The 18,426-nt window shown below is 72.3% G+C and carries 16 protein-coding genes; all 16 read left to right on the top strand.

Annotated elements, in window-relative coordinates:
* The first annotated feature begins 99 nt into the window (after nucleotides 1-99).
* The 16 genes from IT355_07590 (at nucleotide 100) to IT355_07515 (ending at nucleotide 18,416) form a co-directional block, all read left to right on the top strand.
* On the top strand, nucleotides 100-966 hold the full coding sequence (locus IT355_07590; protein MCC7053116.1) for a hypothetical protein: 867 nt from the start codon (nucleotides 100-102) through the stop codon (nucleotides 964-966).
* Entirely contained in the window at nucleotides 963-2,954 is a 1,992-nt protein-coding gene (locus tag IT355_07585) for a DUF2723 domain-containing protein (protein ID MCC7053115.1), read from the top strand. The genes IT355_07590 and IT355_07585 overlap by 4 nt, the downstream gene beginning before the upstream one ends.
* 11 nt (nucleotides 2,955-2,965) lie before the next feature.
* Nucleotides 2,966-3,649, top strand: coding sequence for a YggS family pyridoxal phosphate-dependent enzyme (locus IT355_07580; protein MCC7053114.1), 684 nt, complete (start codon nucleotides 2,966-2,968; stop codon nucleotides 3,647-3,649).
* Entirely contained in the window at nucleotides 3,649-4,473 is an 825-nt protein-coding gene (locus tag IT355_07575; GenBank protein ID MCC7053113.1) for a DivIVA domain-containing protein, read from the top strand. The genes IT355_07580 and IT355_07575 overlap by 1 nt, the downstream gene beginning before the upstream one ends.
* A gap of 65 nt (nucleotides 4,474-4,538) precedes the next feature.
* Entirely contained in the window at nucleotides 4,539-5,360 is an 822-nt protein-coding gene (locus tag IT355_07570) for a purine-nucleoside phosphorylase (protein ID MCC7053112.1), read from the top strand.
* A complete protein-coding gene (locus IT355_07565; protein MCC7053111.1) occupies nucleotides 5,357-8,572 on the top strand; it encodes an isoleucine--tRNA ligase in 3,216 nt (1,071 codons plus the stop codon). Before IT355_07570 ends, IT355_07565 begins: the two co-directional genes overlap by 4 nt.
* Nucleotides 8,569-8,982 carry a TraR/DksA C4-type zinc finger protein gene (locus IT355_07560; GenBank protein MCC7053110.1) on the top strand — a complete coding sequence of 138 codons (414 nt, stop codon included), beginning with the start codon at nucleotides 8,569-8,571 and terminating at the stop codon, nucleotides 8,980-8,982. The genes IT355_07565 and IT355_07560 overlap by 4 nt, the downstream gene beginning before the upstream one ends.
* Complete coding sequence (gene lspA / locus IT355_07555; GenBank protein MCC7053109.1) at nucleotides 8,969-9,508, top strand: signal peptidase II; 540 nt, start codon at nucleotides 8,969-8,971, stop codon at nucleotides 9,506-9,508. The genes IT355_07560 and lspA overlap by 14 nt, the downstream gene beginning before the upstream one ends.
* 18 nt (nucleotides 9,509-9,526) lie before the next feature.
* Nucleotides 9,527-10,561 carry an RluA family pseudouridine synthase gene (locus IT355_07550; GenBank protein ID MCC7053108.1) on the top strand — a complete coding sequence of 345 codons (1,035 nt, stop codon included), beginning with the start codon at nucleotides 9,527-9,529 and terminating at the stop codon, nucleotides 10,559-10,561.
* Between the two features lie 49 nt (nucleotides 10,562-10,610).
* Entirely contained in the window at nucleotides 10,611-11,003 is a 393-nt protein-coding gene (locus tag IT355_07545) for a chemotaxis protein CheW (protein MCC7053107.1), read from the top strand.
* Between the two features lie 39 nt (nucleotides 11,004-11,042).
* On the top strand, nucleotides 11,043-11,405 hold the full coding sequence (locus tag IT355_07540) for a response regulator (protein ID MCC7053106.1): 363 nt from the start codon (nucleotides 11,043-11,045) through the stop codon (nucleotides 11,403-11,405).
* Nucleotides 11,406-11,438: 33 nt separating this feature from the next.
* Nucleotides 11,439-13,307 (top strand): chemotaxis protein CheW, encoded by a 1,869-nt coding sequence (locus IT355_07535; GenBank protein ID MCC7053105.1) that lies wholly within the window; start codon nucleotides 11,439-11,441, stop codon nucleotides 13,305-13,307.
* Nucleotides 13,307-13,939 (top strand): chemotaxis protein CheC, encoded by a 633-nt coding sequence (locus tag IT355_07530; protein MCC7053104.1) that lies wholly within the window; start codon nucleotides 13,307-13,309, stop codon nucleotides 13,937-13,939. The genes IT355_07535 and IT355_07530 overlap by 1 nt, the downstream gene beginning before the upstream one ends.
* Before the next feature lie 28 nt (nucleotides 13,940-13,967).
* The gene (locus IT355_07525; protein MCC7053103.1) at nucleotides 13,968-16,454 is read left to right on the top strand and encodes a tetratricopeptide repeat protein; all 2,487 of its coding nucleotides are present in this window, start codon (nucleotides 13,968-13,970) and stop codon (nucleotides 16,452-16,454) included.
* Nucleotides 16,454-17,596: a DUF4388 domain-containing protein gene (locus tag IT355_07520; protein ID MCC7053102.1), complete on the top strand. Its 1,143-nt coding sequence runs from the start codon at nucleotides 16,454-16,456 to the stop codon at nucleotides 17,594-17,596. The genes IT355_07525 and IT355_07520 overlap by 1 nt, the downstream gene beginning before the upstream one ends.
* Nucleotides 17,583-18,416, top strand: a complete 834-nt coding sequence (locus tag IT355_07515) for a roadblock/LC7 domain-containing protein (GenBank protein MCC7053101.1) — start codon at nucleotides 17,583-17,585, stop codon at nucleotides 18,414-18,416. The genes IT355_07520 and IT355_07515 overlap by 14 nt, the downstream gene beginning before the upstream one ends.
* The last annotated feature ends 10 nt before the right edge of the window (nucleotides 18,417-18,426 follow it).

Here is an 18,426-nt window from a genome sequence, read left to right as displayed (position 1 = left end):
CCTGGCCTGCGGTGCAGGGCGGAGCAGGGTTGTCCGCCCGCGTTATCCTGTAGCCGGGCTGCCGACCGCCAGCCGCCGTTCACCTGCCGTGGAGCCGACGTGATTGCGTACGACCCGAAGAACTGGATCCGACTCCTGCTCGATGTCCCGCGCAGCCATGTCTTCCGCATGCTGGCGCTGGACGTGCTCGGCGCGGGCCTGTACGCGGCGCTCGTCGTCTACCTCGAGACGCGCGTCTTCGGCTCGCTGCTCCCGATCGGCCCGGCCTTCCTCTCGATCCTCGGCATCATCCTCGGCCTGGTGCTCGTCTTCCGCACCAACACCGCCTATGACCGCTGGTGGGAGGGGCGACGCCTGTGGGGACAGCTCGTGAACGTGTCGCGGGGCCTGTCGCACCAGCTCGACGCGCTGCTCGGCGATGCGCCCCGCAGCAGTGCCGAGCGACAGCGGTATGCCGGCATCCTGGCGCGCTTCCCGGTGGCGCTGGCGGCACACCTGCGCGCGCCGGGAAGCGTCACCGGTGACGCGGCACCGCTCGCGATCATCAGCCAGCTCCATCGCGCGGTGCATGCCGACCTGGCCGGTGCGCGCGTCGCCCCCGACGCCCGCATCACCCTGGCGCCACTCCTCCAGCAGTTCGACGACGTGACCGGAGCCTGCGAGCGCATCCGCAACACGCCGATCCCGTACAGCTATTCCTCGTACGTGAAGCAGTTCGTCCTCCTGTACGCGATCATCCTGCCATTCGGCCTGGCGAAGGATTTCGGCTACGGGGTCGTGATCGCCTCGATGCTCACCTTCTTCGCCACCATGGGCCTCGAGCTCCTCGCCGAGGAGGTGGAGCAGCCGTTCGGCGACGACCGGAACGACCTGCCGCTGGACGACATCGCAGCCACGATCGTCCGCGACGTGCATCGCATCCTCGGCGTGGAGCCGCCGACGGTGCCTGGCGCGGAGCCGGGTTGACCGGTGCGCCGGGCGCGCCGCGACAGGCGGCGCTGGCGGCCGGCCTCCTGCTGCTCGCGGTGTATCTCGCCACCGCGGCTCCGTCACTGACGTTCTGGGATGCCGGTGAGTTCGCGACCGCCATCGGCACCTTCGGCATCCCGCATCCGCCGGGCACGCCGCTCTACGTCGCCGCGGGCACGGCGCTCTGGCGGCTGGTGCCCGGGTTGTCACCAGTGCAGGCCGGCTCGCTGCTGTCGGCGCTCTGCACCGCCGCAGCCTGCGGCATCGCCGCCGCACTCATCACGCAGGTCACGCGATCGCGGACTGCCGGCATCAGCATGGCCGTCTGCGCGGGTGCGATGGGCACCGTCTGGATGAATGCCACCGAGACGGAGGTCTACGCCGCGTCGCTGCTGGCCGCCGTCGTGCAGCTCGCCGCCGCCTGGCGTGCGCATGCGCGCGACGACGACTCGGCGCGCGTGCTGGTGGCCTACGTCGCCGCGTTGTCGATCCCGCTCCACCTGAGCGCACTCGTCGCCGCGCCGGCTGCGTTGCTCCTCGCCTGCACCACGCGCGATGGGCGGATCGACTGGTGGTCGCTGCTGGGCAGTGCGCTCATCGTGCTGGCCACGGCGGCACTCGCGCGCGGCTGGCTCCTCGCCGCAGCAGTGATGCTGGCGCTCACCGTCGATCCACGCCTGCTCACGCGCGGGCCGAGATCCGTCGCCGGTGCGACGCGCACGGCGTGGCTCCTTCGCGCCGCACCGCTCGTGCTGGTGGCCTGGAGCGGCGTCGCCATCCTGCTGCTGCGCGCACGGCACGATCCCTTCCTGAACCAGGGCGCGCCGGATGGCCTGCGCGAACTGCTCGCCGTGGTCACGCGCGCGCAGTATGACGTCGCGGCACCCTGGCCGCGGCGCGCGCCACTCTGGCTGCAACTCGGCAACCTCGGACAGTACGCCGACTGGCAGGTGGCGCTCGGCTTCTGGAATGACGTCGTCCCGCACTGGCGCCGCACCCCGTTCACGCTGCTGGCGCTGGTGCTCGGTGGTGTGGGCGCGCTGGCGCACTGGCGGGTGCATCGCATCACGGCCCGCGCCATGCTCGTCCTGTTCCTGCTCGCGACGATCGGGGTGGTGCTCCAGCTCAACCTGCGCGCCGGTCCGTCGTTCGGGATCGGGGTCCTGCCGGAGGGGGCGCTCCACGAGGCGCGTGAGCGGGACTACTTCTTCGCCCTCGCCTTCTGGTGCTGGGGCCTCTGGATCGGTGCCGGCGCCCTGGCGGTGGCACACCGGCGTAGCTGGCGCCGGACGGTGGCGGTGCTCGTGCCGCTGGCCCTGATCGCAGGGAACTGGTCCGCCGTCACCCGGGACGTGCTCCCGGATCGGCATCTCGCTGGTGCAATCGCCGGCGAGCTGCTGGCACACGTGCCCCCGGGCGGCACGCTGTTCACGGCCGGCGACAACGACTCGTACCCGGTGTGGTACCGCCAGGCAGTCGATTCCGTCCGGCGGGATGTCTCCGTCGTGGTCGTGCCCCTGCTTCCGGCCGCCTGGTACGCGCGGCAGAGCGCGCACCGGGCTGGACAGCTCACGGCGGACACGTCTGCGGGCTCATCCGCGCTGGTCCGTGCGGGGCGCCTGGCCCGGCAGCGCCTCGACCGCGGCGCGTCGGTGGCGGTGTCACTGCTGTTGCCGAGCTCATCACGGGATGAGTTTGGCCGGATTGCCGGCGTCACCTGCTGGCGCCGGGCAGGCCTGGTCGACATCGGAAGCCGCGTGGCGCTCTGCCCACCGCGGGTCGACGCGGAGCGGACGCAGGCCAGCGCGCACCGCCTTGCCGCGCTGCTCGCGCCGACGCCGCGTCAGTCTCCCGACGGCATGATCGCCGCATTCATTCAGGTGGCGCGGTGTCCTGCCGCCACCATCGAGTTCGCGGTCCTTGGCGGCGTGGCGCGTGACACGGTCTCGCGCCGATTGCTTGATCTCACGTGTAACCTCCGGTAAATTCAGGGCTTATGGAGTTTTTTGACCTGCCCGGCCGGGTGCGTGAGGTGCGGGACCGGATCGACGCGGCACAGGCTCGTGGAGGACACGGTCAGGCGGTGCGGCTGGTTGCGGTGACCAAGACGCACGGCCCCTCTGCCGTCGAGGCCGCAGCGGCGTGCGGCATCATGGACGTGGGCGAGAACAAGGTGCAGGAAGCGCTCGACAAGATGCAGGCGACCAGCGCGCCGGTACGCTGGCATCTCATCGGGCACCTCCAGCGCAACAAGGCGAAGGCGGCCCCGCAGTTCGCGCTCGTGCATTCGCTCGACAGCGTCCGCCTGGCGGATGCACTGCAGCAGGCCGCCGCAGCGGCTGGCCGTGTGCTGGACGTGCTCGTGCAGGTGAACGTGGCCGGTGAGGTGCAGAAGGGCGGTGTGTCGCCGGACGGGCTCGAGGTGCTCGCGCAGCACGTCGCCGGCCTGCCGGCGCTGCGCGTGACCGGCGTGATGTGCATGGCGCCGTTCACGGACGATGAGGCCGTCGTGCGCCACGCCTTCGGTGGTGCGCGCACGGCCCTCGGCGCCGTGCGCGAGGCCGGACATGCGGCGGCCACCGAGCTCTCGATGGGCATGTCGAACGACTACGAAGTCGCCGTGGAGGAAGGGGCCACGCTGGTCCGCCTGGGAACCGTGCTGTTCGGAGCGAGGAACTGATGTCTGACGAGCAATTTCGGCTGACGCCGCTGGACGTGCGGCGCTGGGAGTTCGGGTCGGCCCTGCGGGGCTACGACCGCGCGCGCGTGGACGAGTTCAAGGTGCGCGTCGCCGACGAGATCGAGGAGCTTGCCCGCCGGATCAATGACCTCGACACGAAGGCGCGCGGCTTCCACGAGCAGATTCGCTCCTTCCGCGAGCGGGACCGCGCGATCAACGACGCGCTCGTCAGCGCGCAGCAGCTCCGCACCGACATCCGGGAGCAGGCCGAGAAGGAGGGGGCGCTGGTCCTGCAGGAGGCGCGCGGCGAGTCGGAGAAGGTGCTTGGTGCCGCACGACTCGAGGCCGAGCGCCTCGGACAGGAATCGCGGGCCGAGGCGGACCGCCTGGTGACCGAGGCGAAGAACCGTGCCGACGAGCTGCTGCGTGAGGCCCGCGACGAGGCCGAGAAGCTGGTGCGCGAGGCGAAGGCCGAGGCGGCCGCCGCCGTGGATGGGTCGCGGGCCACGGCCAAGCGCATTGCGCACGACCTCGACCAGCTCCAGCGCGTGCGCACCTCGTATCTCTCCCAGATGAAGGCCCTGGCCGAGCGGCACCTGCAGGACATCGACGCCTCGCGCAACGTGGTCGCCCCGCTCCCGGAGTCCGTCGAGGCCTACATGCACGACACCGACGACCTCGTCGACTCCCGCATCAAGCCGCGCACCACGCCGCTGATGAGTGCCGTGGTGCCCGCCAAGGAGACGATCACCGACCCGGACACCATCCGCGCCCTCACCGACGGGATCCTGCCCGAGGGCATGATGCCGGAGCACAGCGCGTGAGCGGGACGCCCTCGCTGAACGCCACCGTCGAGCTGCAGGCGGTGCGCCGTGTCGCACCGGTGCCCATGCCGCACAGCCTCGAGCGCATCACGGCTGCGGTGCAGGCCATCCGCGCGCGGTTCGCCGCCGTGCCCACGGAGGCGATCATCCTCGGCACCGGCCTCGGTGAGCTGGCGGCGCAGATCACCGTCCAGGCCACGATCGACTACGCCGACATTCCCGGCTTTCCGCTCTCCACCGTGGAGAGCCACGCCGGCCGGCTGCTCTGCGGCACGCTCGGCGGGCGCACCGTGGTGGCGATGCAGGGGCGCTTCCATCGCTACGAAGGCTACTCGATGCACGAGGTCACCTTCCCGGTGCGCGTGCTCCGGGCGCTCGGTGCCTCCACGCTCGTCGTGTCCAACGCCTGCGGTGGCATGCACCCGCTCTGGCGCGCGGGCGACCTGATGCTCATCGCGGACCACATCAACCTCCTCGGCGAGAACCCGCTGGTGGGGCCCAACGACCCGGCGCTCGGCCCGCGGTTCCCCGACATGTCGGTGGCGTACGATGCCGCATTGCGTGAGCTGGCCCGCGAGGTGGCGGCCGCGCAGGGCATCACCCTCCGCGAGGGGATCTACGTCGCCGTGCCCGGCCCCAACCTCGAGACGCGCGCCGAGTACCGCATGCTGCGCACGCTCGGTGCCGACGTCGTCGGCATGTCCACCGTCCCGGAAGTCATCGTCGCACGCCACGGTGGCATGCGTGTGCTCGGCCTCTCGATCATCACTGACATGTGCCTGCCGGATTCGCTGCAGGAAGCGACGCTGGACGCGATCGTCGCCACCGCGAACGCTGCGCAGCCGAAGTTGACGGCACTGGTGCGCGGGGTGCTGGAGCGCCTGTGACCGACACCGTGCAGGGGCGGTACCGGGAACTCACGGCGCTGGACACCCCCGATGCCCTCGAGAGTGCGCTGCTCACGGCCTGGGAGGCCGAGGGGCTCTTCGACCCGTCGTTCACGCCGAAGCCCGGCCAGGACACCTTCGTGTTCTACGAGGGGCCGCCGACCGCGAACGGCCGGCCCGGCATCCACCACGTGTTCGCCCGCACCCTGAAGGACCTCATCCCGCGCCATCGCGCGATGAAGGGGTTCCACATCACCCGCAAGGCGGGCTGGGACACCCACGGCCTCCCGGTGGAGATCGAGGTGGAGAAGGCGCTCGGCATCAGCGGCAAGCGCGACATCGAGGCCATCGGGGTCGCCGAGTTCAACCGCCGCTGCCGCGAGAGCGTCTTCACGTATCGCGGCGACTGGGAGAAGCTCAGCAAGCGCATGGCGTACTGGCTCGACTACGAGCGGCCCTACGTCACCTACACCAACGACTACGTCGAGAGTGTGTGGTGGGCGCTGTCGACCATGCATGCGAAGGGGCTGCTGGTGCAGGGGCACAAGATCCTGCCGTACTGCCCGCGCTGCGAGACGGCACTGTCCAGCCACGAGGTCGCACAGGGATACAAGGACGTCGAGGATCCCAGCACCTACATCGCGCTCGACCTCGTCGACCCGGCCAGCCGCATGCGCCGCCGCATCCTGGTGTGGACCACCACGCCGTGGACGCTGGTGTCGAACGCGGCGCTCGCCGTGCATCCGGAGCTCGTGTATGTCGAGTTGCAGAAGAAGTCGGGCGCCGAGTTCACCGTGATCCTCGCCGAGGCGCGGGTTGCGGCAGTGCTGGGCGGCGACTGGGCCGATCGCTGGGTGGCCGTGCGCCACATGACGGGCGCCGACCTCGCCGGCGCGCGCTACGTGCGGCCGCTCGACTGGGTCCAGTTCGACGCGGGGACGCGCTCCGAGCTGATCGTGGCGGAATCGTTCGTGTCCGCCGACGACGGCACGGGCGTGGTGCACATGGCGCCCGCGTTCGGCGCCGACGACTACGGGGCGGGGCAGCGCCACAACCTCGGGTTCATCCAGCCCGTCGATGCCCGGGGCCGCTTTCCCGAGGCGATGCCGGTCGTCGGTGGCCGCTTCATCAAGGATGCGGATCCGCTGATCATCGAGGAGCTGCGGCGCCGCGACGTGCTGTGGAAGGATGGCCGCTTCGTCCACTCGTATCCGCACTGCTGGCGCTGCGGCACGCCGCTGCTCTACTACGCGCGCGGCTCGTGGTTCGTGCGCACCACCGCGATCAAGGACGACATGATCGCGCGCAATGCCCAGGTCCAGTGGCAGCCGCCGGAGGTGGGGTCGGGACGGTTCGGCCAGTGGCTCGAGAACAACGTCGACTGGGCCATCTCGCGCGACCGCTACTGGGGCACGCCGCTGCCGGTGTGGGTGAACGACGCCGATCCGGCCGAAATGGAGGTCGTCGGCAGCTTCGCGACCCTCGCCGAGCGCATCGGGCGGCCGCTGCCCGGGGACTTCGACCCGCACAAGCCGCACATCGACGCCTACACCTGGCCGGCGCCGAGCGGCACCGGCACCATGCGTCGCGTGCCCGAGGTGATCGACACCTGGTTCGACTCGGGCGCGATGCCGTTCGCGCAGTGGCACTACCCGTTCGAGAACGCCGACGTCATCGCCAGCCACTACCCGGCGGACTACATCTGCGAGGGCGTGGACCAGACGCGCGGGTGGTTCTACTCGCTTCTGGCCGTGGCCACCGCGCTCGGGGATGCACTGCCGGACAACGCGCCCGGCACGGCGGCGCCGTTCCGCCACGTGCTCGTGAATGACCTCGTGCTCGACGCGCAGGGCCTCAAGATGTCGAAGTCGAAGGGCAATGCCGTCGATCCGTGGAAAGTCATCGCCGCCCACGGCGTGGACGCGGTGCGCCTGTTCCTGGTGAGCACCAGCCAGGTCTGGATCCCGCGCCGCTTCGACGAGGATGTGCTGCGGCAGACCGCCGGCCGGTTCCTGCTCACGCTGCGCAACACGTACAGCGGGATCTTCGCGCAGTATGCGAACCTGATCGGCTGGGCCCCGTCGGACCGCGACCCGGCCGTGGCGGAACGGCCGGCACTCGATCGCTGGGTGCTCTCCCGGCTCGCGGCGGTGGAGGCGGAGGCCGATCGCCTGCTCGAGGCGTACGAGCCCACGCTGGCCGCGCGGGCCGTGATGGAGTTCGTCGACGAGGACGTGTCGAACTGGTACGTGCGCCTGAGTCGCGCGCGCTTCTGGGACGGCGATTCCGCCGACAGTCGTGCCGCCTTCGCGACGCTGCACGAGGTGCTGGCGGTGACGTGTCGCCTGCTCGCACCGCTGGCGCCGTTCCTCACCGACTGGATGCACCGCCAGCTCACCGGCAGCTCCGTGCACACGGCGCCCTACGTGCGCGCCGTCGTGGTGCCGCGCGACCTGGCCCTCGAGCGTGACATGGCCGCCGTGCGGACGCTGTCGCGGCTCGGACGCGCGGCGCGCGAGGACGCCGGCCGCAAGGTGCGGCAGCCGCTCGCGCGACTGCTCTGTGTCGTCCCGCGCGACGAGATGCCGGGTGTGCAGGCACTCACCGCGCTGATCGCATCGGAGCTGAACATCAAGCAGGTGCTGCTCGCCGGCTCGGCGGATGACCTGGTCCGCGTCACCGGCAAGGCGAACTTCCGCGCGCTCGGCAAGCGGTTCGGCAAGGCCACGCCGCTCGCCGCCGCCGCCGTCGATGCGCTGCCGTCGGCGGCCCTCCAGGCGTTCGAACGTGGCGAACCGGTCACGATCGTCGTCGAGGGCGTGACACATGCACTGCAAACGGATGACGTGGTGCTCACCCGCTCCGCCGCCGGGGAACTCGTCGTCGCCGGTGACGGGGTGTATGTTGCCGCGGTCGATCCCGTGCTCTCGGATGCGCTGCGCCGGGAGGGAACGGCCCGGGAACTGGTCAGCCGCATCCAGCGGGCGCGCAAGGATGCCGGCTTCGCGGTCAGTGACCGGGTGCACCTCGCGGTCGGCGGGGTACAGCAGGTGCGCGACGCGGCGCGGGAACACCAGGCGTGGATCGCCGGCGAGGTGCTGGCCGCCACGTTGGATGTGCAGGACAGCGAGGCGGCGCCCTCCGGGAGCGCCGCCGTGGACCTCGACGGTCTCGCTGCGTGGTTCACCCTGGAACGGGACCAGACGAGATGAGCTCCTCAGCCAGCGCCCCGAAGCCCAACGTGAAGGGCTTCAGCAAGAAGGACATCACGCACTTCGAGAAGCGGCTGCTCGAGGAGCGGAAGCGCGTCCTGAAAGAGCTCGGCCACCACGGCAACCGGTTCGGCGCCGAGGGCGATGGCGACCTGAGTGCGTACTCGTTCCACATGGCGGACCAGGGCACCGATGCCATGGAGCGCGAGAAGGCGTTCCTGTTCGCCAGCCAGGAAGGGCGCTTCCTCTGGCACCTGGACCAGGCGCTGCGCCGGCTCTACCGCGCCCCCGAGAAGTTCGGCCTCTGTCACGAGTGCGGCAACCTGATCGCCTTCGAGCGGCTCGATGCGCTGCCGCATGCGCGCTACTGCATCAACTGCAAGCAGAAAGAGGAAGATGGCAAGAAGTAGCGCCAACGCGCGGCTCTTCTGGCCGATCGCCGCGGGCTTCCTCCTCGTCGACGTGGTGACGAAGTGGTGGGCCGTCTCCTCGCTGGCGCCGGTGCACACGCGGCACGAGGTGCTCGGCGATGTCCTCACCTTCACGCTGCTCTACAACCGGGGCGCCGCCTTCGGCCTGCACCTCGGCGACTTCTCCCGCTGGATCTTCACCGCGCTCACGATCGGCGCCGTGGTGATCCTCACGCGCATGTACCGCGGCACCGCCGACGGCGACACCCCGAAGCTGGTCTCGCTCGGCATGATCCTCGGCGGCGCCTGCGGCAACCTGGTGGACCGGCTGCGCTCGGGGCAGGGTGTGGTGGACTTCATCGACGTCGGCATCGGCGATCACCGCTGGCCGACGTTCAACGTGGCGGACATCGGCGTGAGCTGCGGCGCCATCCTTCTGGCCTGGGTCCTCTGGCGCGAAGATCGCGTCGCGGCCCAGGCTGCCACTGCCGCCTCCGGCGCCAGCGACGCACACTCGGCGCGCTGAGCGCCCTCCGGTCACCGCATGAGCTCCCGTGAAGTCCCGCGCACGCTGTCGTTCCTCGCGGCGGGAGACGGGCAGCGGCTCGACCTGCTCGTCGCCGCCGCCGCCGACCTCTCCCGCACCCAGGCCGCGACCCTCATCGCCAACGGCCACGTGCTGGTGGATGCCGTGCGCGAGAAGGCCGGCTTCCGGCCGACAGCTTCCCAGCAAGTCAGCGTCACCATCCCGGCACCACGCGGCATCGACATCGTCGGGGAAGCGCTCCCGATCACCGTCGTGTTCGAGGACGAGCACCTCCTCGTCATCGACAAGGCCGCCGGCATGGTCGTCCACCCCGCCCCCGGCAACTGGACCGGCACCCTCGTCCACGCACTCGTCGGCCGCGGCGGCGACCTCTCGTCCGAGGGCGGCGACGAACGCGCCGGCATCGTCCACCGCCTCGACAAGGAAACGTCGGGCCTCATGCTCGTCGCCAAGACCGACCGTACCCACCGCCTCCTCTCCGCCGCCCTCGCCGCCCGCCGCATCGATCGCCGCTATGCCGCCCTCGTCTGGGGCCACTTGCGCGAGGAGCGCGTCACCATCGAGGGCCACATCGGCCGCGATCCGAACAACCGGCATCGCATGGCCATCGTCCCCACTGGCAAGCCTGCCCGCACCGACGTCGACCGTCTCGCGCGCTTCGACGGCGGCGACCTGCTCCGCTGCAAGCTCCACTCCGGCCGCACCCACCAGATCCGCGTCCACCTCTCGTCCATCGGCCACCCGGTCATGGGCGACGACACCTACGGCGGCGGCGGCGGACGCCGCGTGACCGGCCTGCCGCCGGGGCGTCATGCCCTGCACGCGGCCTCCCTCCGCCTCGTGCACCCGATCACCGGCGCGCCGATGGCCTTCCGGGCCCCGCTGCCGCCGGACATGGAGGCCGCAGCGCGCGCCGTCGCCGGCACGCACCAGCCCGATCCGGGCGCCGATCTGCTCGACCTCTACGGGTTCCACGCCAGTGATGCCGACGACCACGCCGCTTCCCCCGACGCCGACGAGCACCACGCCTGACGCTGCCACGACGGGACGGGCGGACCCCGTCGCCGACGGACCGCGGGTGATGCTGGTGCAAGGCGGGGGACAGTGCGCGGCGATCCTGGCCTCCGGCGCGCGCGAGGTCTGTCCCCGCACCGCCGCCATCCGGTTGCCCGGCGCGGCTGAGTTCGTCTGCGGAGTAGTCAATGTGCGGGGCACGCTCGTCCCGCTCGTCGATCTCGGAATCCTGCTCGGCGCCGGCCCCGCCACCCCCCCAGGATGGGTGGTGCTGTTCGACCTCGACGGACGACGGTTCGCACTCGCGGTGGACGCCCTGCCGCGCCTGCGCACCGCCGACGCGCCCCCGGGCGCCGCTCCGGACGCCTTCGCCGGCCCCGCCCACCGGGTCTGTGTTGACGGGACCACGCTGCCACTCCTCGACGTGGCGGCGCTGGCCGACGACTTCCTGCTCCAGTAACGCCGCGCGACGCCGCGCGGCTCGCCCAGGGATCAACACATGAGTCATCGGGTTCTGGTCTGCGACGACGCACTCTTCATGCGCACCCTCGTCGGCGACATCCTCGAGCAGGCCGGCTTCTCCGTCTGCGGCCAGGCCGAGACCGGCGCACAGGCCGTCGCGCAGTACAAGGCGCTCCGCCCGGACCTCGTCACCATGGACATCGTCATGCCCGGCATGGGGGGCATCGATGCCGTGCGCGAGATCACGACCTTCGATCCGACCGCGAAGGTCGTCATGTGCAGCGCCATGGGACAGCAGTCGCTCGTCAACGAGGCACTGCAGGCCGGCGCCTCCGACTTCGTCGTGAAGCCGTTCCAGCCCAACCGCGTGATCGAGGCCGTGCAGCGCGTGCTGGGCTGACGCCGCCGCGCGCCCACCCGCGCCCGCACCCCGATGGAACCGCATCGACTCCTCTCGCTCTTCCTCGCGGAAGGGCGCGAGTTGCTCGCACGCGTGGAGGCGGAGCTGCTGGTGCTCGAGCGCGCCCCCGCATCGGCGCCCGCACGCGATGCGGTGTTCCGGTCACTGCACTCGCTCAAGGGCATGTGTGCCACTGTCGGCCTGCACCAGTGCACCGACGCGCTGCACGCCGGCGAGACCCTCCTCACCGCCGCCCGCGAAGCCGGCACGGCGGACGGCGACACGCCCGCCGCGCTGGTCGACCTCGCCAACGGGCTGCGCCTCGCGCTCGACGCCGCCGAGTCACGGCAGCCGGAACCGCCGCTGCTCGCGGCTCACGCCGCGCGACTCACCGCGCTCGCGGCCCGCGTCGCGCAGCCGGCGGCGGACGCCGGACGCCAGGGGGCGGCCCGCGCGGTGCGACAGGCCACCGCGGCCGCTGCCGGCGCGCAGTGGCGGGTGCAAGCACAGCTCGCCGCCGACACCGCCATCCCGTCGGCCCGCGCCGCGGTCGTGTTGCGTCGCCTGGCAGCCGTCGCGCCCGTGCTGCAGGTGCTGCCCGACAGTGACGCGCGTTGTGCCGACGGATGGGACGGCGCGATCACCGTGTGGCTTGGCGCCGGCGGTGACGCCGTCGCGATCGAGCAGGCCGTGCGCGGGGCCGGCGACATCGCCGGCTGCCACGTGGCGCATGAAGGGGCCGCACCCGCCACCGCGCCCGTCGCGGCCGCGGCGCGCACGGTTCGCATCCCCGCGCAGCGCCTCGACACCCTGCTCGACCTGGTCGGCGAGCTCGTTCTCGCGCGCGACCGGTTGCTGCGCGCCGCGCAGCCCACCGCCGATGACGCGGTGCGCGGTGCCCTCGAGGACACCTCGCGCCTGGTGATGCAGCTGCGCGACGCGATCCTCTCGAGCCGGCTGGTGCCGCTGGCCCAGGTGCTCGATCGCTTTCCCCGGCACGTGCGCGAGACCGCTGCGGCCCTCGGCAAGGACGTCGAGCTCGTGATCGAGGGGCGGGAACTGGAGGTCGATCGCTCGCTGCTCGACGAACTCGGTGAGCCGCTGCTGCACCTCCTGCGCAACGCCGTCGACCATGGCATCGAGCAGCCCGCCGTGCGCCGCGCCGTGGGCAAGCCCGCGCGTGGCCGCGTGGTCGTGCGCGCGGTCCGCGATGGCGCGATGGTCGCCGTGACGGTCGCCGACGACGGTGCCGGCGTCGATCGTGCCGGCGTCGCGGCCGCCGCGGCGGGGCAGGGGGTCGCCGACGCTGCACGGCTCGTGCACGACGACGGCGCATTGCTCCAGCTCCTCGCGCGGCCGGGGCTGAGCACCGCCGGCAGCGTCACCACGCTCTCCGGTCGCGGCGTGGGCATGGATGCCGTGCTCGCCCGCGTGCAGGCGCTCGGCGGACGCATCGACCTCGTCACCGCGAGAGGTGACGGCACCGCGATCACCCTCCGCCTGCCGCTCAGCGTGGCGATGCTGCGTGCCCTGCTGGTGCGGGTCGCGTCGGAGGTGTATGCCATCCCGCTCACGCTCGTGCACTCCACGCAGCTCGCCACGCCGGACGGCGGCGCGCTGGGCGGGGCGGACGCCACGGCCGGCGGTGGAGACCGCGCCCGCACCGTGAGCCTGCGCTCACATCTCGGCCTCCCGCCGGCAGTTGACGTTTCCGGCCATCTGGTCGTCCTCGAGGGAGCCACCGGGCGCGTTGCGTTGCGGGTGGATGCCTGCCTCGCCCAGCAGGAGATCGTCGTCAAGCCGCTGCAGCGCGTGCGCGGTGCGGCCACGCTGTTCAGCGGCGGCACGATCCTCCCCGACGGCACGCCGTCGCTCATCCTCGACATCAACTCGCTGCCCTGATGCTGGCTCTCCGAGACGTGCGCAGCCTGAAGCCCGAGCAACTCGACGCGTTGCGCGAGGTGGCGAACATCGGGGCCGGACACGCGGCCACGGCGCTGTCCACGCTCATCGGGCAGCCGATCATGATCAACGTGCCGACCATCGCGCTGGCGCGGCTGGACGAGGTGCCGGGCCACGTGGTGTCGGATCCCGCCGCCGCGGTGGCGGTGGTGCAGCTCCGCATGCTGGGCGACCTCACCGGCCGCTCGCTGCTGGTCTTCGCCGAGCCGGTCGCCTGCCGGCTGGCCGAGCTGATGCTGCACCGGCCGCGCGGTTCGTCGTCGCGGATTGACGCCCTCGAGCAGAGCGCGCTCGCCGAGTGCGGCAACATCCTCAGTGGCGCCTACCTCAACGCGCTCGCCGAGTTCATGCACCTCATGCTGCTGCCCTCGCCGCCGACACTCTCGGTGGCGGCGGCGCGCGCGGTGCTCAGCGCCGCCTTCCTCCAGTGCGGCGACGGAAGCGACTTCGTCTTCTGCGTCGAGAGCGAGTTCCAGATGCGGGACGATGGCCAGGCACTCCGCGGGTTCTTCCTGCTCCTGCCCGATGACGGGTCGCTGCAGCGGATCCTGCACGCCGTGCACCTCGCCTGAGCGCGCCAGCCGCCCCGCCACCATGTCGATGACGCCCCTGTCCCAGCCGACGGTCTCGATCCGCGAGGCGGATCGCCTCCGTGCGATCGCGCGCCGCGTGCCGGTGGCGAACGCGGGTGCGCAGAACAACTGCGGCGTCATGCTGGCCCGGCGCGGCCTGGCGCTGGACGCCGCCGCCTGCTTCGAGCGCGCGCTCGACGTCGATGCCCGCATGTCGCTGGCGCAGCAGAACCTGCAGCAGCTCGCGCAGCGCACGCCGGTGGATGCCGAGCGCGTGCAGCAGCTCACCGACCGGCTGCGTGTGGCGCCAGACGACGCCGCCACCGCCCTCGCCCTGGGCAAGTGGCACGCCCGCATCGGGCGCCCCGCCGACGCCGCGAGGGTGCTCGGCGACCTGCTCGACCGTGCCCCCGACGACCTCGCCGCGCTGCGCGAGATGGCCCTCGTCGAGCAGGCGCTGGGCTACCCGGATCGCGCGTCCGCCTGGCTCGAGCGGGCCCTGGGCCTCGAGCCGCTCGACGTGTCGCTGCACGCCCTGGCCGGCGAGATCCTCTACCGTCGCGGGCGCACCGAGGCGGCGCGCGCCGCGCTCGAGCGCGCCCTCGCGATCGACGAGTCGGCGGCCTGGCCGCAGCACCTGCTCGCGTTCGTGCTCGGGGACCTCGGCCAGCTGGATGCCGCACAGGCGGCGGCGCAGCGCGCGCTGCAGCTCGACCCGAACCTGGCGCGCGTGGACATGCACCTCACGCTCGATGCGCGGCCGCCCAAGCCCGCCGCGCGCGTGGTGGGTTCGTCCGACGGTCGCGCGCACCTCACCCTCGGCATCGCCTATCGCAACACGGGGTACCACGACCAGGCGCTGGCCGAGTTCGAGACGGCACTCGCGCGCGGCGAGCCGGCCGCGCAGGTGCACGCCGCCGTCGGCGAGACACGCCTCCTGCGCCGCGAGTGGGCGCTCGCCGCCGCCGCCTGGGAGCGGGCCGCCGAGGCGATGCCTGGCGCCTGCGCGCCGCGCGTGATGCGCGCCGCGATGCTGGTCCTCGCCGACGATCTCGTCACCGCACGGGCGACCGTCGGCGAGGCGCTGCTCTGCGATGTCTTCAGCGGCAGCGCGCATCTCATCCTCGGCATCATCGAGGCGCTGGAGCAGCACCCGGTGGAGGCACTCGCCGCGCTGCAGCGCGTGCGAGGCTCGGCGCGCGTGGAACTCGCCGCCCGCCTCAACGCCGCCTGGGTGATGCGCCAGCTCGGCCGCCACGCCGAGTGCCTGGAGGGCTTCCGGCGTGTCACCGAGGCCGATCCCCAGAACGCGCGCGCCTGGATCGGCGTCGGCGTCGCCTTCAACGAGTTGCGGCGCCTGAACGAGGCATGCAGCGCCTTCGAGCGTGCGGTGGCGCTCGCCCCCGAGCTGATCGACGCCGCCTACCACCTGGCCTTCACGCTGTCGCAACTCGGGCGTTACCAGGACGGCGTGCGCGCCATGAAGCGTGCGATGGCGTTCGAGGGGGAGTTCGCGCCGTTCCGGTTCGTGATGGCGCTCGACCCGGAGCTGCCCGAGGCGGCGCTGGAAGTCGTCGTCAATGATGCGATGAATGGCGACGCGATGGCGCTGATGCTCCTCAGCGGTGGGCGGAAGGCCGCGAACACCGCCGAGCACAGCGTGATCCTGCACTCGCAGACCCCGGTCACGCCGATGCGGGCCGCCATCCGCGAGTCCGCCGAGGCCCGCCAGGCACCACATACCACTCGCTCCCGCACGCCACTCGGGGCCTGGGTGGCCCTGCGCCGCGGCGGCACCCCTGTCTCGATGCGTGTCACGCACGGCACGCCGGTGATCCCGCTGCGCCGTGTCACGGGGCCGCAGCTCGCGATCATGGAGCCGGCGCCGCGCACGGCGCACAGCGCGCAGGCGGTGGCGCCGATGCCGCCGGCGTCCGTCGTCATGCGGCATGCCGAGAGCGCGCTGCGCACGGCCCTGGCCGGCGACCCGGACCTGGCGCAGGTGCGCGTGGCGCTCGCCGCGATGCTGCGCGAGGATGGCCGCGTCCGCGAGGCGGAGAAGGAGCTGATGCACGCCCTCGAGAGCGTGCCGACGTTCCACGATGCCGCGCGGGCGCTGGCCGAGCTGCGCGTGGATGTGGGCCGGCCCAGCGACGGCATGCAGGCGCTGGTGCGCCCGCTGCGCGCCAATCCCCGTGATCCGGACCTGCTGGTGGCGCTCGCGGAGGCGCTGCTCGCGCTGAATCGTGAGGAGCAGGCGCTGCATGCGATCGCCCGGGCCGCCGCCGTTGCACCGGACCATGCGGGGGTGCGCACGCTGCAGGGGTACATGGCGCAGCGCGCCGGCCGCGAGTCCGAGGCGCTGGCGCACTGGCGCGTCGCCACCCGGAGCGGCGGCGCGAACGGCGAGAACCGATGGGCGACACGGGCGCGGCTCGCGCTCGCCGAGTACGACGATGCTGCGGTGCCGCAGACCCCCGTGATCATCGATTCCGTGCGGCGGGGAACGGGCTGATGGCACTCGAGGGGGCACTTCGCGACCTCGGGCTGGCCGAGGTCTTCCAGCTGCTGACCGGTGGCCGTCGCTCCGGCACGCTCCGCGTGACCGGCGGGGCCGGCGCGCGCGGGGCGATCCTGCGATTCCTCGACGGGTCCATCACGGCGGCGCGCTGGGACGACGAGCCCGAACCGCTGCTCGGGGCGCTCACGCACGCCGGACTCGTGGATGCCGACGATCGCGGCGCGGCGGCTACCTGGGCCAGCCGCCAGACTCCACCACGCTCGCTCGTCGATGGCCTCGTCGAGACCGGGGTCATCAGTGCCCGGATGCGTGATACGGTCGCGCGGCGGCTGATCGACGACCTCTGCTTCGAGCTCACCACCTTCGACGAGGGCTCGTTCTCCTTCACCGACGGCGAGTCCGCCAGCGCCCTCGAGCCCACCACCAGCCTCACGTTGTCCGGGGAGGAGCTCTTCCTCGATGCGGCACGTCGCCGCGACGAGTGGCCGGCGATCGAGGCCCGCATCGGGTCGCTGGGCGCGGTGCCGCTGGTCTGCGACTGTGACGGGGACGGGGAGCTCGCCGTGCCCGCCGACGGCTGGCGGGTGCTCTCCTGTGTGGACGGATGCCGGACCATCCGCCAGATCGCCTCCGCGGCAGGGATGCGCGTGTTCGAGACCGCGCGCTGGATCTCGCGGTGGTCGGCGCTGGGCGCGCTCACCACCGATGCGCAGGGGGCCACCCGGGACGACGGGGAGGCCACGGCCGGCGTCGCGATGCTCACCGCGCAGGCGCGCCGGGCGCTGGCCGAGTCCCGCTTCGAGGCCGCGCTCGCCGCCGCCCGCACCGCCATCGGGCATGCGCCGCGGAATGCCGCCGCGCACGTCCTCGCCGGACGCGCGCTGCTGGGCCTCGGCCGCCCCGACGACTGGGCGGAGGAGGTGCGGACTGCGGTACAGCTCGATCCGCTCCTGCCCGAGGCGCAGGAACAGTTCGGTTACGTGGCAGCCCGCCGCGGGGAGTACCGTGCGGCGCTGAGCGCGTGGGAGCACTATCTTGCAGCAGCACCAACGGCGCCCGATGCGGCGCGGGTGCGGATCGCACGCGACGCTGCGGCGCAATTACAGGAACTGATCTCCGCCCATGCCGGCAGCTGACGACATCCGCCGTTGGAGCAGTGTGCTTGCGACCGATCCGCAGAGTCTCGTCTTCGCGGACCTGGCCGAGGCACTGCGGCAACAGGGCGACCTCGAGACCGCCGAGCGCCTCGCGACGCGCGGCCTCGAACGTCACCCCTCGCACGCGCCCGCACTGATGGTGCTCGCGCGCATCGCTGAAGCACGCGGCGACCTGTCCGCCGCATCGGCACACTGGGACCGCGCGCGGCAGCACGAACCGGCGCCGGCGCATGGCCACGGCAACGGCGGCGCACCGCCCACGCCCGACCGCTATTCGGGCGCCGACGGCAACGGCGCGGCCGCATCCAATGGGCCGAACGGCGGCATGCCGAACGGGCACCGCTTCACGCCCAGGGTGAACACGCGCGTGGAGCCGGGACGGATCCCGAACGGTCGCACCACCGGCGCGGCGTATCCCACCGCCTCGTATCCTGCCATTTCGGGCTTCTCTGCGACCATTGCCTCGGCGCCGGCACGGCCGGAGGTCGTGCGGTCGCTGGTGGCGGATGCCGACGGCCTGCTGCTCGCGAGTCCGCAGCCGTCCGACGACATGGCGGTGCTCGAGGCGATGGCCGCCGCCGTCGCCGGTGTCGGCGATGACGCCGCGCGTGCGATGAAGCACCTGAACCTCGGGGCCTGGCACGCGCTGGTGCTCGAGACGGCCGGCGACACGCTCGCCCTGGCACCGGCACCTGCCGGGTCGCTGACGGTGCTGAGCGTCGGCCGGCAGGTCCCGATCGGCCGCGTGCGGGCCCTCCTCCGGGTCGCGACGGCGCGGGCCGCCGCGGACGGCTTCTGATGGAGTCCGT

It is taken from the genome of Gemmatimonadaceae bacterium (assembly GCA_020851035.1).
Classification (GTDB): Bacteria; Gemmatimonadota; Gemmatimonadetes; order Gemmatimonadales; family Gemmatimonadaceae; genus JACMLX01.
The sequence above is the reverse complement of the archived record's forward strand: the minus strand, read 5'-3'. Positions and strand labels throughout refer to the sequence as shown.

What these genes read in the sequence shown, in the direction of transcription:
- IT355_07580 (MCC7053114.1), top strand. Translation starts at nt 2,966, where the DNA reads ATGGAGTTTTTTGACCTGCCCGGCCGGGTGCGTGAGGTGCGGGACCGG.
- IT355_07575 (MCC7053113.1), top strand. Translation starts at nt 3,649, where the DNA reads ATGTCTGACGAGCAATTTCGGCTGACGCCGCTGGACGTGCGGCGCTGG.
- IT355_07570 (MCC7053112.1), top strand. Translation starts at nt 4,539, where the DNA reads ATGCCGCACAGCCTCGAGCGCATCACGGCTGCGGTGCAGGCCATCCGC.
- IT355_07560 (MCC7053110.1), top strand. Translation starts at nt 8,569, where the DNA reads ATGAGCTCCTCAGCCAGCGCCCCGAAGCCCAACGTGAAGGGCTTCAGC.
- lspA (MCC7053109.1), top strand. Translation starts at nt 8,969, where the DNA reads ATGGCAAGAAGTAGCGCCAACGCGCGGCTCTTCTGGCCGATCGCCGCG.
- IT355_07550 (MCC7053108.1), top strand. Translation starts at nt 9,527, where the DNA reads ATGAGCTCCCGTGAAGTCCCGCGCACGCTGTCGTTCCTCGCGGCGGGA.
- IT355_07545 (MCC7053107.1), top strand. Translation starts at nt 10,611, where the DNA reads ATGCTGGTGCAAGGCGGGGGACAGTGCGCGGCGATCCTGGCCTCCGGC.
- IT355_07540 (MCC7053106.1), top strand. Translation starts at nt 11,043, where the DNA reads ATGAGTCATCGGGTTCTGGTCTGCGACGACGCACTCTTCATGCGCACC.
- IT355_07535 (MCC7053105.1), top strand. Translation starts at nt 11,439, where the DNA reads ATGGAACCGCATCGACTCCTCTCGCTCTTCCTCGCGGAAGGGCGCGAG.
- IT355_07530 (MCC7053104.1), top strand. Translation starts at nt 13,307, where the DNA reads ATGCTGGCTCTCCGAGACGTGCGCAGCCTGAAGCCCGAGCAACTCGAC.
- IT355_07525 (MCC7053103.1), top strand. Translation starts at nt 13,968, where the DNA reads ATGACGCCCCTGTCCCAGCCGACGGTCTCGATCCGCGAGGCGGATCGC.
- IT355_07520 (MCC7053102.1), top strand. Translation starts at nt 16,454, where the DNA reads ATGGCACTCGAGGGGGCACTTCGCGACCTCGGGCTGGCCGAGGTCTTC.
- IT355_07515 (MCC7053101.1), top strand. Translation starts at nt 17,583, where the DNA reads ATGCCGGCAGCTGACGACATCCGCCGTTGGAGCAGTGTGCTTGCGACC.